This window comes from Halapricum salinum (assembly GCF_004799665.1).
GTDB classification, from domain to species: Archaea; Halobacteriota; Halobacteria; order Halobacteriales; family Haloarculaceae; genus Halapricum; species Halapricum salinum.
This window is the reverse complement of record NZ_CP031310.1, coordinates 3,267,845-3,282,768: the sequence shown is the minus strand read 5'-3', so window position 1 is coordinate 3,282,768 and position 14,924 is coordinate 3,267,845. Positions and strand designations below refer to the sequence as shown.

The following is a 14,924-nucleotide window of genomic DNA, read 5'->3' as shown; positions in this document are numbered from 1 at the left end:
GCTCGTCGGGCGAGCCGACTACCTTCGAGCCTGGTCCGGTCGTGCTCGTCGCTGCCGGCACCGTGACCTACGCCGCTTCCTAGCACCCGTCGCGGCGGAGACGGTCCAGTTCCGCGACCGTGTTGACGTCTGTGAGTACGCTCGTGCCCCACTGGTCGCGAACGGTGTCGGCAGCGAGCAGGTCGACGTCGAGGTCGGCTAGTATCGATCGAAGTCGTCGCTCGCCGGTATCCCGGTGGCGCTGGACTTCCCCTCGGAGCGCTCTCGTGTCGAACACTGCCGGTGCAGGTTGCCGGATCCCGTCGGCGTCGATCACGACGCCGTCCGCGTCGAGCGTCTCGAAAATCTGGCTATAGAGGGTGGACGGCACGCACGGACGATCCGCTGTCGCCAGCGCGACGGCGTCCGCTTCGATGCGCTGGAGCGCTGCGTCGAGCCCCGCGAGTGGGCCTTCGTCAGGTTCCGGGTCGGGAACGAACTCCACGTCGTCGAGCACGCGCTCGAACGCTTCGACCTGCTCGGCGCGACAGCTCACGACGACCGTCCCGACGACAGATTGCAGCGGCTCGACAGCGTGGGCGATCAGCGGCCTCCCTTCGAAGTCGGCCAGCGTCTTGTCACCCTCGTCGAATCGGCTGGCGTAGCCGCCACCGAGCACGATTCCGGCGCGTGTCGTCACGGATGTTCGGTCGTAAGTGCCCAGGCTTCAGGGGTCTTTCGCTCGACTTCGAAGCCGTCGAACGAGCCGGGGTCGACGTCAGCAAGCCGTGCCAGAAACTCCGTGACTGGCGTCGGATCGCGGTCGCTCACGAGTACGAAGGGGTCGCCGCTATCGAGACTCGAAAACGCCTCTTCCACGCGCTGGCGTCGCAGGTCTGGCGGCAGTCCCCGGATATCGACCGCGTCTTGCGGTGGCTGATACGATCCCAGCGAGTCGATCTCGGCTGTGATCTGATCGGCGAGGTCCTCGATGTCAGCCGGCACGGAACCCGGGGCAGGCCGCCCCTGCAACTCGCGGTCGAACGGCAGTGACGCGAGCACCGCTGTCGAGAGATCCGCCACGCCGTCTTCGAAGAGGTCGTTCGGCTCGCCACAGCACTCGCAGGTGAACTCGGCCATGTTGACCACGGCACCCAGCACAGGGACGCCCTCGTCATCGAAGAGGTCGATCGTCCGATTGGTGTCGGTGACGCTGGTGTGGAACGGCGTGGTCACGACGACCAGCCCGTCGACTGGGACCTCCTGCAGCGTGGTCAGGACGACGTCGCCCGTCCCCGGCGGGAGGTCGACGACCAGGGTGTCGTCACTGCGCCAGGCAGTCTCGCCGAACAGCTGTGAGACGGCGTCGTGAGCCATCGCGCCGCGCCACGCCAGCGGCACGTCCGATTCGAGCAACCCGACGCTCATCACCTCCAGGTCTTCTGTTCTGATCGGAACCGGCTGGCCCTCCTCGGTCGAGTAGACGATAGAGAAGCCGTGCGATCGCCATCATCCACCTCCCGCCCCGACGGGGGCCTCGAAGTCGCCGGTCGCCACCAGATAGCCGTCGCTGGAGACGGTGATCGGTAACTGCGGGAGTGATCTGGGTGCCGGGCCGCCGACCACGCTCGCGCCGCTCTTGGGATCGAACTTCCCGTAGTGGCACGGACACTCCCAGGTGTCGCCCTTTCGGTTCGCGACCATACAGCCCGCGTGCGTACAGATCTTCGAGTATGCAGCGTATCCGCCGGCAGTAAAGGCCATCTCGGTGTCGCCGCCGTAGTCGGACTCGGGGAATCGGACGAGCAGCGTCGGCGCGCGCTCGATTCCCGGCCGCAGCTCCGGGAAGACCGTGATCTGTTCGCCGTTCTTCAACCGATCCTCCCTGATCCGCTCGCCCTCCGCGTCGACCAGTGGGACGCCGTCACCGAACACCGGACCCGTATACTCCCGTTCGAAGACCCGCTGGAGGCCCGCCAGCGGTGCGGCGAGACTGGCGACCGCCGTCAATCCGTCGACGGTCGCGAGCGCCTTGGCGTAATCTCGGCGGCGCATCTGCGCACGCACGTCCGTGTAGATGCTCGGCCGGACCTGCGCGTGGCCGTGACTGTCGCCACATGAGTCCGCGGCGTGTCTAGCACGCCCTCCAGCGGGCGCATCTCCGAGACGCTCTGGTCGATCGCGATTTCTTCTGAAGGCGGTTCGCCGTGTAGCGCGACGAACCACATCGGCAGTAGAACCGCGATCACCACCGCGAGTATGACCAGTGTCTTCCTGTTCATGACTATCACCGTCGGCCAGTCTCACGAACCCGACAGGGCACTCTCTCGCCCCATCGGCCATGGTTCCTGAGACCGGTTTGCGACGCTCACATTCCGATCACAGTCATCCACCGCTTTAGGCCCGTGAGCGCCTTCTAACTGCCCGGGAAGGTCCCCGAATACGTTCGGCCATCTTTTATAAATTGGCTGGTAGCTACGAGTTCGCTCATCCAACCGATAGTTTCAATGCATAGTAGTTATCAAAATATTGATCACGATTCTGTGCGATAGTACGACATGCACTATGAAATTTGAACGACAAGAGTCGCTGGACCGACTGCACGAGACAGTAGAGAGCGGAGAACCGGTCATCGGCGCGGGCGCGGGTACTGGTATCTCGGCGAAGTTCGCCGAACGCGGTGGCGTCGACTTGCTGATCATCTACAACTCTGGGCGCTACCGCATGAACGGTCGCGGATCGCTCGCAGGGTTGCTCCCGTACGGCGACGCCAACGAGATCGTCGTCGAGATGGGGCACGAGGTCATCCCGGTCGTCGAGGACACACCCGTTCTGGCGGGCGTCAACGGCACAGATCCGTTCCGAGAGATGGACGTTTTCATCGAGGACCTCAAGCGCCGGGGATTCTCGGGCGTCCAGAACTTCCCCACTGTCGGATTGATCGACGCGGACTCTGGATTCAGACAGAACCTCGAAGAGACGGGGATGGGTTACGACAAGGAGGTCGAGATGATCCGCGAGGCCGCAGATCAGGGCATGCTGACCTGCCCGTACGTATTCACGGAACAGCAGGCTCGGGATATGGCCGAGGCCGGCGCGGACGTGATCGTCTCGCACATGGGCCTCACGACCTCGGGTGACATCGGTGCCGAGACCTCCCTCGACCTCGAGACCGCTGCCGAGCGCGTCCAGGCCCATCACGACGCGGCCAAGGACGTCGACGACGACGTCCTCGTAATCTGCCACGGCGGCCCCATCGCCTGGCCGGAGGACGCCGAGTACGTCCTGAACAACACCGAGGGCGTCGTCGGGTTCTTCGGAGCGTCCAGCATCGAACGCCTCCCGACAGAGGAGGCCATCCAGAACCAGGCGCGGGAGTTCAAGGAGATCGAGTTCTGAGATGGTCGACCACGAGTATTTCGTCGAACCGGACGACGTCGAGAGTCAGGTGTTCGACTGGGGCGTCCTGAAATGGTTGAGTACGCCTGCCGTCACTGGCGGCGAACGATTCAGTGCTGGCGTGGTCAAACTCGAACCCGGGAAGGGCCACGAACGCCACACGCACCCCGACAGCGACGAGATTCTCTACGTCATCCGCGGCGAGGGCGAGCAGGAAGTCGCCGAGCAGACCCGCGATATCGAGGCCGGCGAGATGGTCTTCGTCCCCGAAGGCGTCGAACACGGCACAGTCAACACGGGCTGGGAACCGCTCCTGCTGCTCGCAGTCTACTCCCCGCCTGGTCCTGAGGACGTTCTCCGGGATCTCCCGGAGTGTGAAATCGTCCCACCAGGGAAACTCCCGACGCCGGAGAACGTGGAGGGACCATGACCGTCGTCATCGTCGGCACACTCGATACGAAAGGCGAGGAGATCGGCTTCGCTCGGGATGTCCTCGAAGCGGAGGGCGTCGCGGTTCACGTGATCGATACGGGCGTCGTGGGCGACCCGGAGTTCGAACCCGACACGAGCGCTAGCGAGGTCGCCGAGGCCGCCGACACGACGCTCGGACACCTCAGAGAGGAGGCCGACCGCGGCGAAGCCATGGAAGCGATGGGTGAGGGTGCGGCCGCTATCGTCAAGCAGATGCACGAGTCCGGAGACGTGGATGGCGTTCTCGGGCTGGGCGGATCGGGCAACACCTCGATCGCGACGACGGCGATGCGCGCGCTCCCGGTCGGCGTCCCGAAACTGATGGTCTCGACGATGGCCTCGGGCGACGTCGAGCCCTACGTCGGGGCGACAGACGTGACGATGATGTACTCCGTCGCCGACATCGAGGGTCTCAATCAACTCTCACGGAAGGTCATCGCCAACGCCGCCCTCGCGATGGTCGGGATGGTCTCGAACGAACCCGATGTCGAGGTCGAGGAGCGACCGACCGTCGGAATCACGATGTTCGGCGTGACCACTCCCTGCGTCCAGACGGCCCGCGAGTACCTCGAAGACCGTGGCTACGAGACCATCGTCTTCCACGCGACCGGGACCGGCGGCCGGGCGATGGAGAATCTGATCCGCCAGGGCGTCATCGACGGCGTGCTGGACGTGACGACGACCGAGTGGGCCGACGAACTCGTCGGCGGCGTCCTCAACGCCGGTCCCGACCGGCTGGACGCGGCGGCAGAAACAGGGACGCCGCAGGTCGTCTCGACTGGCGCGCTCGACATGGTCAACTTCGGGCCGCGTGATTCCGTCCCCGAGGAATTCGAGGGTCGGCTGTTCCACGTCCACAACCCGCAGGTGACGCTGATGCGCACGACCGTCGCGGAGAACGCCGAGTTAGGCGAGGTCATCGCCCAGAAACTGAACGCTTCGAGTGGCCCGACAGCGCTCTATCTCCCGCTGGGCGGCGTCTCGATGATCGACGTCGAAGGCGAGGACTTCTACGACCCGAAAGCCGATCAGGCGTTGTTCGATGCACTGGCCGACCACGTGGATACGGATGTCGTCGAGATGGTCGAGATGGACGCTCCGATCAACGACGAGGCGTTCGCGAGGGCGATGGCCGAGAAACTCCACGAGTTCATGCAGACGGCGGGTCGTAGTCCGGAGTGATCTGACGGCCGTGCGCGAACCGGCCTCAGGAGTCGGCTGCCTCTTCGCGCTCGTCGGCAGTCCCACCCTCGACCGCCGGCAGGTTCGGGTCCCGGAACGGCGAGCGTCCGAGGACTGCACCCTCCAGCTCCTGTTCTTCGAGTTGTGTTTTCAGCACGCGCTTGAGACGATTGATGTTGGTCGTCGTCAGGTCTTGCTCGTCGAGAAAGTCCTGATAGGTGTCGTCGTCGGTGATCGGATCGAACAACTCGTAGAGCCGTTCCATGCTGTCCGCAGAGAGCGCTGCGAGACGCTCGCTGTCGTCCAGGCCCAACTGATGTTGTCGCTCGCGGTCGACGACGTGGCTGACGACGACCAGCGCAACAGTTGGAATGGCACGCTGGCTCCCGAACGCCGTCAGGTCGAGTTCGGCCATGATCCCGAGGACGCGGTCGCGCTCCCACCGCGTCAGATCCAGCCGCGAGCAGATGGCGTGGGTGATCCGGATCTTGTCGAGTCTGTGCATCCGCTCGCTGTGGCCCTGCATGGCGGGGTGCTGTTCGTCGTGGAGCCGGCGGAGTCGCTCGGGCAACTCCTCGTCTGCACTCTGTGCGCGACCGATCTGGGTTGCGCTCGGCGTCGCGATGTCCCACCGGCGGACGCGTTCGTCTTTGACGGCTTCTGTCCGTGGGAGGGCTCCGTCACCTGGCCCGGCGCTGACCCACCGCTCGTCGTCAGTGTGGGACTCGTCCAGACCCTGGTCCTCGTACCGCATAGTGATCTCTCCGCGCTCGGTGGGTATGAATGGACGGGTCTAGAATCCGTCCTCCCACCTGAATTTCCCGTCTCGCTGGACCACCTCGCCGTCGACTTCGAACCGCGATCCATCGTCCATGTTCGTGATCAAATCGACGTGGACGGCGCTGTCGTTGCCCGACTCGCCTTCCGGGAGACACGAGTCGTACGCCCGGCCGAGCGCCAGGTGCACGGTTTCGGCCATCTTCTCGTCGAAGAGGATCGAGTCCGTCGGCCGGTCGATCCCGCGATTCATCCCGACCCCGAGTTCGCCCAGGCGTTTGGCGCCGTCGTCAGTGTCCAGCACCTCGCCGATCACCGACTCGCCCATCGCGGCGCTGTAGTCGACAACCTCTCCGCCTTCGAACTCCAGCCGGACGTCTCTGACGCGCTGGCCCCGAATCGTCATCGGCACGTCGAAGGTGACGTGCCCCGCAGTCGCCTCGGGCGCGGTGAACACTTCGCCACTCGGGAGATTGTGCGAGTCGTACTCGACTGACGCGGCGCTGTTGACGGCCGTTCGACCCTCGATGGACATCGTGAGGTCCGTGCCGTCGGCGACGATCCGAACCTCGCTGCTGTCGTCCAGAATCGATTTCAACTGGGCCATCTCCCCGGCGAGTGATTCCCAGTCTCGAAGGACGGCGTCGTAGACGAAATCCTCGTACGCAGGCAGGCTCATCCCCGCCTGCTGGGCCAGCGCTCGCGTGGGATGAACCGTCGAGACCCAGTCAGTGTCCATCCGGGCCTCGCGAATCGCTTGCCGGGAGCGACTGTACGCGCTCTGTCGCTCGCCCGGGACGTCTGCCATGGCAGCCGTGTTCCACTCGCCACCGAGGATCAGGACACTGTCTGCGTTCTCGTACAGCGCGAGTTCGTGTTCGGAGTCTGTGTCGAACTTGCCGTCGTGGCCCGTCAGATACGCCCGTCCGATCTCGCCTGACTGATAGAGTGTCACGAGGTTTGCACCCCGTTCACCGAGCACTTCTGCGGTCGCCGTCGCGAGGTCGTGTGCACCCTCTGCAACAGTCATCACCACGTCGTCGCCGCGTTCGATCCGCGCGCTCCAGTCGACCAGCGTCTCCGCGTGCTGGTAGATTCGATCGTCCATACGAACGCTGTCGGTCGGACGATCCAAAACGGCTCGGGTCCGTCCCACGGTCGAGATCGTCGACGAATTGCCGGTTATCAATCGCTATACTTGGCCGATATTGGTTTTACCGAGTACAGGTAATACGAACGGTAGATGTCGCCCCAGGCGATCGTCGTCACCCTCGCCATCGTGACCGTGATGGCGCTGGTCGTCAGCTACGCGATCTGGCAACACAGACCCCGAACGGGAGCGACGTATCTCGCAGTTTCGACGCTGGGAATCGGCCTGTGGGGAGTCGGTGACGCCGCCGCGCTCGTGATCCAGGGCGACGGCGGGGCTGTCAGTGCCGCCTACATTGCGACCGGCGGAGCAGTCGTGAGTGCCGTCTGCTGGACGCACTTCGGTGCGATCTACACCGGCCGTGACGGATGGTTGACGAGGCGGCGGTCGACCATCCTGTGGGCGATCCCGATTGTGCTGTTTCTCGGGGGTGTCGTTCGTCCGTCGGCATACCTGTCTCCTGACGGCGCGTCGATCGGATCGCTGACGTTCGCGCCGGGCCCGCTGTATGTGTCGCTGATCGCCTACGGCTATCTGGCCCAGTCGGCCGGTACTGTACTGTTGGTCGGCAAACTGCAGCGATCTCGGAACGTCTACCGCCAGCGGACGTTCCTGTTCGTGTTGATCGGAAGCGTCCTGCTCGCTGGCCACGTCGCCAGTGTCGCGGGCCTCAGCCCGTTCCCGAACACGGCGCTGGGGCCGCTGTCGTTCGTCGGCCTCGGCGTGATCTCGGGACTGGTCCTGTACGACGACACGTTTCTGGCGCTCCTCCCGATCGAGCGCGTCTACGGGCTGTTCGGCGATCGATTCGAGGATCTGGGGCCGATCGCCCGCGACGCCGTCATCGAGGAGATGGGCAGCGGCGTAGTCGTTCTCGACGCGAACAACCGGATCGTCGACCTGAACCCGGTGGCGCGGCGCATGCTCGGCGCGACCGACGACCGGATCGTCGGCGAGCGGATCGACTCGATCCTCGATCAGGACGTTTTCGAGGCTGAAGACCTCCCGTTTCTCGGGCCCGACATCCGCGAGGGGCGATTCGACGGCGTCTGGGTCCAGTCTCCCGACGGCGAGCGACGGTGTTACGATATCGTCATCTCGAATCTCGACGGCAGAGGCGACGACGTCAGCGGTCGCGTCGCGATCATCCACGACGTGACGGAAAAACAGCGCCAGCAACAGCGACTGGAAGCCCAGACGCTGAAACTCAAACGCCAAAACGAGAACCTGGAGGAGTTCGCGACCATCGTCAGCCACGACCTGCGCAATCCCCTGACCGTCGCGACGGGTCACGTCGAGTACGCCTACGAGACCGGCGAGACCGCGCGGCTCGAAGCGGCCATGCGGGCCCACGACCGGATCGAGCACATCATCAGCGACGTCCTCCAGCTCGCCCGCCAGGGTCGGACCGTCGACGAAACCGAACCCGTCTCGATTACCGAAGCCGCCACGGCAGCCTGGGAGTCCGTCGAGACTGCGGGGGCGAGCCTGGATCTGGACGTCTCCGAGGACGTGACCGTCGAGGCCGACGCGAGCAGACTCCAGCAGGTGTTCGAGAACCTTTTTCGCAACGCGATCGAGCACGCGAACGCCGCCCAGGGATCGGGTGTCAGTCCCGACACGGTCGCCGACGGCGGGCCGGCCGATTCGAGCACGGTGACGGTCCGGCTCGGCCTGACCGCCGACGGATTCTTCGTCGAGGACGACGGCCCCGGAATCCCCGAAGACGAACGTGAAAGCGTCTTCGTCGAGGGCTACACGACCGACGAATCAGGGACGGGTCTCGGTCTGGCGATCGTGTCGATGATCGTCGACGCCCACGGCTGGGACATCGCACTGGCCGAGTCCGACAGCGGCGGTGCACGGTTCGAGATCGACGTCGAGTGATCAGGTCTCGGCGAGCGGAGTGATCAGGTCCCGGCGAGTGCGGCGATTCGAGAGAGCGCACGCCGGCAGACGGGCAGGTAGCCGGCCGCGACGAGCGGGACGTCGAAGGCTGCGACACAGCGCCGCTCGGTGAGCGGTTCGACACTGTGTCCAGTGGCCGGTATGCGCGAGACGGTCCAGGTCCAGCGGTAGTTCTCGCACGTCGTGATCTCGAAGGGAATCCACACGCCACCTGGCAGGCGGACGCGGCCTGTCGTCCCGCGCTCGATGTATCGACGGTCACACTCGACGGCGGTGACAGACGGTCCCCACCGTGGCCACAGCGTCGTATCCCGCAAGACGTCCCATACCGCCTCGGCGGGCGCGTCCATCTCGCGCTCGACGACGAGCCGTCGGTTCTCGGCGATACGTTCGATCCTGGGCACACACCCCATACTACTCACAGTGATGTCAGGGTTCGGACGAACCGATCGATCGGAGCGCCGTGGCAGTCGGGCGAAACGACCAACTGGCCGCTCGCCGTCAGTCTCGGTATGGAGGTCGCACCCGGGATCAGCACGCACGCCATCGAGTGGTCGTACGGCGAGTACGTCGAACCGCTGTCGGTCCACGTCGTCGAGGGCGAGACGACCGTGCTCGTCGGTGGCGGCGACGAATCGATAGCCGAAGCGGTGCTCGATGTCGCCCGAACCCACGATGTCGACGTCGTGCTGGTCGAACACGCACACGTCGACCACTACGGCGCGGTCCCGACGATCCGCCGGGAACTCGACGTCGACGTCGCGATTCCCGCAGGAGACGCCGCCGCGCTACGGGAGGTCGGAATCGAGCCTGATGTCACGCTCGAGGACGGGGACCAGCGGTGGGGGATCGAAGCGATCGCGACACCCGGGCATACACCCGGAAACATGGCCTACCGGGCGGGCGACGTGTTGCTCGCGGGCGATACGGTCGTCGCCAGCGACTCCGTGTTCGCCGCGTCCGAGAACTGGTCGGGACCGCTCGCGGTCATCGAAGCGCGCTTTAACACCGACGACGCCGCGGCTCGTCGAAGCGTCGCGCGTCTCCGGGAGATCGATGTCGAGCGCGTACTCGTCTCGCATGGATCGCACGTTCTCGACGGGGCCGAGGAGTCGATCCAGACGCTGTGTCGGGATCTCGACGCGTCTCCCCGATAGCGAGGCAATGCAGAAAGCCTTTGGACGGAAGCACCGATGGGTGTGGTATGATCGACCAGACTATCGAGGAGATCGAGGAGATGCAGACCCATAGCTCCTCCGTCGTCGCGGTCAAAGCCGCCGACGCCCTCCGGTCACTGCTCGACGACGACTTCCCGACCGTCGAGGAGTACGTCCGCGCGCTCGAACGCAACAGCAGCGCGCTCCGGCGAGCCAAACCCTCTCACGCCTCGCTGTACAAGACTCAGCGACAGATCGTCGACACCGTCACCGACGCCGACCCCGCGACCGTCGCGGAGGCTCAGGAACTCACCGACACCGTGATCACCGACGTCATCGACACCGTCGAGTCGGCCAAACAGGAGGCCGCCGAGACGGCGCTGACCTTCCTCGAGGACGGGATGACCCTGTTGACGCACGACTACTCGACGACGATTCTCCGCACGCTCGAACTCGCCGCCCAGAAGGACTACGAACTGACGGTCTACATCACGGAGGCCCGACCGCGGTATCTGGGCCGTAAAACTGCCCGCCGGCTCGCCGAGATTCCCGAGATCGACCCTCACCTGATCGTCGACAGCGCCTGTGGCTACTTCCTCTCGGAGTGTGACCGCGTGCTCGTCGGGATGGACAGCGTCGTCGACGGAAACCTCTACAACCGGATCGGGACCTACCCGATCACCGCGACGGCGTCCGACGTCGGCGTCCCCGTCACGGCCGTCGGGGCGAGCGCGAAGATGCCCGAGGGCGGCTTCCAGTTCGAAAACGAGTTCCGATCCGTGAGCGAAGTCATGCGCGAGCCCGCGGAAGGGTTCGTCGTCGAGAACCCGAACTACGACGCCACGCCGGTCGAACTGCTGGATTCGATCGTCACCGACGACGGGATCAAGCGATACGGCGAGTGATTCCGACTCGAAGTCACATATACATGCGGTCGTCGGGGAACTGTTCGTCGCCTTTCCGTTCGACGCGCTGGGCCAGTTCGGTGTAGTATTTCGAGACCTCACCAGCGAACGTCTCCAGCGGCGCGGTATCCAGTTCGAGGTCGTACACCCGGACGACGGCGTCCAGCAACCGGAGTGCCGCCTCGGCGTCGGGTGATTGAGCGTGCGCCGGGGTCGTGAACAGACAGGTCGGTCGTTCGCTCGTGAGCCCGCGCATCATGACGCTGCCGTTGAGGCCATCGAGGTAGCCGCCGTGCATCGGTGTCAGGTCGGTGTCGGTCAGCCGCTGACGCTGATAAGACTCGGTCGCGACGTAGAATGGTTTGTGGTCGTCGGGACCGTGGGCGAACGGGACGCCCGAGCAGAGTCCGATCTCTTCGATACCGTCCCGGTCAGTCCACTCGAAGAGGCTATCGGCGAACGCCTCGGCGACGAACTCCGGGACAGGAAGCTCGCCCACGAGGACGATCGCGTCCGTCTCGGGACTGGTGAACAGCCGAGAGTGATGGCGTGGTGTCCCCGATTCGAACGGCGTGATCGAGGGGAGCCCCTCGGCCCGAACGTGTCCCTGTGGTTGGAGATCGAGTTGCTCGACCAGGTAATCGACTGCCGTCAGCCCGGCCAGGCCGTATTCAGCGAATCCCGCCAGCAGGACCGGTTTCGACTCGCCGTCGTAGTGGACGTCGAACGTCGGTGTCTCGCTTGCCATACTGACTGCTACAGCCACCGACATCTTGTAACCCGTCGCTCGGCGTGGCGCAATCCTTTTTTATGCCCCGGGTGTCCCCACGCTCATGGCCGGAGGAGGCGTCGTCGAATCGCTTGCCCAGGGAGCCATCGGGCCGTCGCCCCTCGCCACCGTGACCGTCGACGACGTCCTCGACCGCGTCGAAGCGTTCGTGCCACCGTGGGCGGTCGATCTCCTGCAAGTCGTGCTCGTCGTCGTTCTCGCCTACGTCGTCGCGCGATTACTCGTTCGACTTCTCGGGCGGCGGATCGCCCGTCGGTCCGACCGGCCGAGTCTCACACGCATGACGATTCGGGGGCTCAAAGGCGGCGTCTACCTGATCGGCTTTTTCGCCATCCTCCGGATCTACGGTCTCCAACTCAGCCAGATCGCGCTCTCTGTCACCGTCTTCACGGCGGTGCTCGGTGTCGTGCTCGCGCCGATCGTCGGGAGCTTCATCAGCGGGATCTTCCTGCTGGCCGACCAGCCCTTCGAGATCGGTGACATGATCGAGATCGTCGACACTGGCCAGCGAGGGTTCGTCGAAGACATCACGCTCCGATACACGAAAATATTCACACTCGACAATACGTTCGTCGTCATCCCGAACGGGACCATCCGCGATCGTGACGTCGTCAACTACTCGGCCGAAGACATGCGAACTCGTCAGACACTCGACATCGTCGTCACCTACGAGGGCGACCTCGCACAAGCCCGACGCCTCATCGAAGACGCAGCGCGAGACGTCGATAACGTCATCACTGGCGGCCCCTCGATCCGCGTCGGGGCAGCGCGATACCCTGCCGGTCCGACCTGCTACATCAACGACTTCGGCGATCATGGGGTTCGACTGACACTCAGATACTGGCTCAAAGAGCCGTACAAGCTGCTGGCTGCGCGATCGAACGTCCAGACTGCGATCTGGGACCGCCTGGACGACGCCGACGTCGAGATCGCGTATCCCCACTCACACGTCGTCTTCGACGAGACCAGCGGCGAGTTGCCTGTCTCGATGCGGTCCGGAACCTCGCCCCCCGGCGACTCACCCGCCGGTGACACACCGTCTGCCGATCCTGACCGCGTCGAGTGATCACGCCGTCGCTTCACGACCTGCCCCAATATTTCACAGATTATTCGGTAGGTTTATACAATAGTGGAGGAGATTATTATCTGTTCGTTCGGGCTGGCGAGAGTCCCAGGTTGGTCCCCGTGGACTCCGTATGGTCGATAGCTCCTGCTGTCGCCCGCCCAGTCCAGCGACACAGGTGGACACGATGAAAAGACCCTCCCAACACAGGCATGGAATCGATCACTGTCCGGAGTGCAGTAGCCGGATCGTGCAACGAACGACGAGCGAGCCTCGATGTCGAGAGTGTGGACTGCTCGTCCCAGTGCGGTCGCAGCGATCCCCCAGCGTGGCGCGTTCGATCAGCGGTCGCGGACCACCGCAACGGCCAGAGCACCGCCTCTCGACGTACATCGGTGACTGCTCACGAGACAGTCGACGCAGACGAATCGGCCGCTCGAAACGCCGGCGATTGCGTCGGCAGCGGCGGTGGCAGCGACGGATCGCGAGCGACGCGATCGGCGACTCCCGGCGGGTCGGGATCGCCGAGATCGAGCGCCTGAGCGGCGACCTGGAAGTCGGCAATCGGGTCGAGACGGTAGCAGCGACGATCTTTCGACGGGCCGTCGAAGAGCGACTGCTCTACGGCCGGGCCTGTGAGTCGGTCGCGGCGGCGACGGTCTATCTCGCCGTCCGGCGGTCGGACGTTCACCGGCGGTTGGACGAAATCGCGACGGCGAGTGCTGAGTCACGGCGTCGTCTCACCCGCGACGCCAGGCACCTCCAACGTGAACTCGGCCTGGCCGTCCACCCGCCGACAGTCGAAGCATATCTGCCCGAAGTCTGCAGCGAACTCGGTCTGAACGAGTGCGAGCAACGACGGGCACGACGACTGCTCGAGGCGGCCATCGACGAGAATCTGCACAGCGGGCGCGATCCCAGTGGGTTGGCCGCCAGTGCCTGCTACACCGTTTCTCGACTCCAAGATGAGTCGTCGTGCTCACAGACTGCGGCGGCCGCTGCCGGTGACGTCTGTCCCGAGACGATCCGCCGTCGGTATCGGGAGCTCAGAGAGCTCTGTCCCGACGTGTTCGAAGACGCACCGATCGACGGGCGACCCGAACCAGCCCAGCAGGCACAGTCGGTGACGTGAGCGGCGGCGCGGGGCGCGACGCCTACTGACTGTCCTCGGGTTTTATTAGGCCAGTAGCGCGTCAGTACGACCAAGCGGACACTCGAAATCTGTAGACAGACCGGAGACGATCTATGTCAGCAATTCAGGTCGAAGAGATCACGTATCGCGGTTGGGAGCACTGTATACAGGTCAGCAACGGCCACCTCGAACTCGTCGCCACGACCGACGTCGGGCCACGCGTCGTCGACTTACGGCCGGTCGACGGGGAGAATATCTTCTTCCACGACCGGAACGTGGTGGGGACGACCGAGAGCACCGAGTGGGAGGTCTACGGCGGGCACCGCCTCTGGCACAGCCCGGAGGCCCACCCTCGGACGTACCAGCCCGACAACGACCCTGTCGAGTACGAGATCACCGACCGAGGCTGTCGGCTGGTCCAGCCAGTCGAAGAGGAGACGAACATTCGGAAGACGATCGAGATCGAGATGATCCCCTACGAGCCGGTCGTGGAAGTCACGCACGAACTGACCAACGAGGGGCTCTGGAGTGTCGAACTCGCTCCCTGGGCCATCTCGGTCTGCAAGCCCGAGGGGACTGCCGTCGTTCCGTTCCCGGACGGCGATCCGAGCGAACTCCTCCCGGACAGGTCGCTCGTCTTCTGGCCGAGCACCGACCCGAGCGACGACCGCCTTCTCTACGTGGACGACCACGTCCTCGTCGACCACGACGAGGGGCAAGAGTTGAAGATCGGCGCGAACGTCTTCGACGGCTGGACCGCGTACGTCCTCGACGGCACGGCCTTCGTCAAGACTTTCGAGTACGATTCGACGGCGACCTACCCCGACCGCGGCGCATCCGTCGAGGTGTTCATGATCGATCCGCTGCTCGAACTCGAAACCCTCGGCCCGCTTGTCGAACTCGACCCCGGCGAGACGACCACGCACACCGAACGCTGGCACCTCTTCGAAGACGTTGATCAACCGGACGACGGCGAGGCGGCCGCCGCGCTGGCGTCCGATCTCGACTAGG

The 14,924-nt window shown here is 64.6% G+C and carries 15 protein-coding genes and 1 pseudogene; 9 read left to right on the top strand and 7 right to left on the bottom strand.

What is annotated here, in order from left to right:
* Nucleotides 1-79 precede the first annotated feature (79 nt).
* From mobA to DV733_RS16140, 3 genes and pseudogenes are all read right to left on the bottom strand, one after another.
* Nucleotides 80-679 carry a molybdenum cofactor guanylyltransferase gene (mobA, locus tag DV733_RS16150; RefSeq protein WP_049993005.1) on the bottom strand — a complete coding sequence of 200 codons (600 nt, stop codon included), beginning with the start codon at nt 677-679 and terminating at the stop codon, nt 80-82.
* Nucleotides 676-1,464 (bottom strand): annotated as a pseudogene (locus DV733_RS16145) (P-loop NTPase); the annotation flags it as partial. The gene mobA and the pseudogene DV733_RS16145, both read right to left, overlap by 4 nt.
* A gap of 24 nt (nt 1,465-1,488) precedes the next feature.
* A complete protein-coding gene (locus DV733_RS16140) occupies nt 1,489-2,058 on the bottom strand; it encodes a QcrA and Rieske domain-containing protein (RefSeq protein WP_237560494.1) in 570 nt (189 codons plus the stop codon).
* Nucleotides 2,059-2,544: 486 nt separating this feature from the next.
* Here DV733_RS16140 and DV733_RS16130 point away from each other — a divergent pair, with 486 nt between their 5' ends.
* The 3 genes from DV733_RS16130 to DV733_RS16120 are packed head-to-tail and all read left to right on the top strand — an operon-like array spanning nt 2,545 to nt 5,031.
* Nucleotides 2,545-3,378, top strand: coding sequence for a phosphoenolpyruvate hydrolase family protein (locus DV733_RS16130; RefSeq protein WP_049993002.1), 834 nt, complete (start codon nt 2,545-2,547; stop codon nt 3,376-3,378).
* Nucleotide 3,379: 1 nt separating this feature from the next.
* Nucleotides 3,380-3,808, top strand: coding sequence for a cupin domain-containing protein (locus DV733_RS16125; protein ID WP_049993001.1), 429 nt, complete (start codon nt 3,380-3,382; stop codon nt 3,806-3,808).
* Nucleotides 3,805-5,031 (top strand): Tm-1-like ATP-binding domain-containing protein, encoded by a 1,227-nt coding sequence (locus DV733_RS16120; RefSeq protein WP_049993000.1) that lies wholly within the window; start codon nt 3,805-3,807, stop codon nt 5,029-5,031. Before DV733_RS16125 ends, DV733_RS16120 begins: the two co-directional genes overlap by 4 nt.
* A 25-nt stretch (nt 5,032-5,056) precedes the next feature.
* Here DV733_RS16120 and DV733_RS16115 read toward each other — a convergent pair whose 3' ends face one another.
* Entirely contained in the window at nt 5,057-5,785 is a 729-nt protein-coding gene (locus DV733_RS16115) for a hypothetical protein (protein WP_049992999.1), read from the bottom strand.
* 39 nt (nt 5,786-5,824) lie between these two features.
* A complete protein-coding gene (locus DV733_RS16110; protein WP_049992998.1) occupies nt 5,825-6,916 on the bottom strand; it encodes an aminopeptidase in 1,092 nt (363 codons plus the stop codon).
* 135 nt (nt 6,917-7,051) lie between these two features.
* On the opposite strand from DV733_RS16110, the gene DV733_RS16105 reads away from it, so the two are divergent.
* The gene (locus DV733_RS16105) at nt 7,052-8,845 is read left to right on the top strand and encodes a histidine kinase N-terminal 7TM domain-containing protein (protein WP_049992997.1); all 1,794 of its coding nucleotides are present in this window, start codon (nt 7,052-7,054) and stop codon (nt 8,843-8,845) included.
* Nucleotides 8,846-8,868: 23 nt separating this feature from the next.
* Here the strand turns inward: DV733_RS16105 and DV733_RS16100 are convergent, their stop codons facing one another.
* Entirely contained in the window at nt 8,869-9,279 is a 411-nt protein-coding gene (locus tag DV733_RS16100) for an SRPBCC family protein (RefSeq protein ID WP_049992996.1), read from the bottom strand.
* 99 nt (nt 9,280-9,378) lie between these two features.
* On the opposite strand from DV733_RS16100, the gene DV733_RS16095 reads away from it, so the two are divergent.
* Both DV733_RS16095 and DV733_RS16090 read left to right on the top strand, forming a co-directional pair.
* Entirely contained in the window at nt 9,379-10,023 is a 645-nt protein-coding gene (locus DV733_RS16095) for an MBL fold metallo-hydrolase (protein WP_049992995.1), read from the top strand.
* A gap of 47 nt (nt 10,024-10,070) precedes the next feature.
* On the top strand, nt 10,071-10,928 hold the full coding sequence (locus tag DV733_RS16090) for a translation initiation factor eIF-2B (RefSeq protein ID WP_049992994.1): 858 nt from the start codon (nt 10,071-10,073) through the stop codon (nt 10,926-10,928).
* A 13-nt stretch (nt 10,929-10,941) separates the two neighbouring features.
* Here DV733_RS16090 and DV733_RS16085 read toward each other — a convergent pair whose 3' ends face one another.
* A complete protein-coding gene (locus DV733_RS16085) occupies nt 10,942-11,676 on the bottom strand; it encodes a proteasome assembly chaperone family protein (RefSeq protein ID WP_049992993.1) in 735 nt (244 codons plus the stop codon).
* Nucleotides 11,677-11,761: 85 nt separating this feature from the next.
* On the opposite strand from DV733_RS16085, the gene DV733_RS16080 reads away from it, so the two are divergent.
* From DV733_RS16080 to DV733_RS17200, 3 genes are all read left to right on the top strand, one after another.
* Complete coding sequence (locus DV733_RS16080) at nt 11,762-12,784, top strand: mechanosensitive ion channel family protein (RefSeq protein WP_079979372.1); 1,023 nt, start codon at nt 11,762-11,764, stop codon at nt 12,782-12,784.
* 448 nt (nt 12,785-13,232) lie between these two features.
* Nucleotides 13,233-13,913, top strand: a complete 681-nt coding sequence (locus tag DV733_RS16075) for a transcription initiation factor IIB family protein (RefSeq protein WP_161569366.1) — start codon at nt 13,233-13,235, stop codon at nt 13,911-13,913.
* Nucleotides 13,914-14,026: 113 nt separating this feature from the next.
* On the top strand, nt 14,027-14,923 hold the full coding sequence (locus tag DV733_RS17200) for a hypothetical protein (protein ID WP_049992991.1): 897 nt from the start codon (nt 14,027-14,029) through the stop codon (nt 14,921-14,923).
* Nucleotide 14,924: the final 1 nt, after the last annotated feature.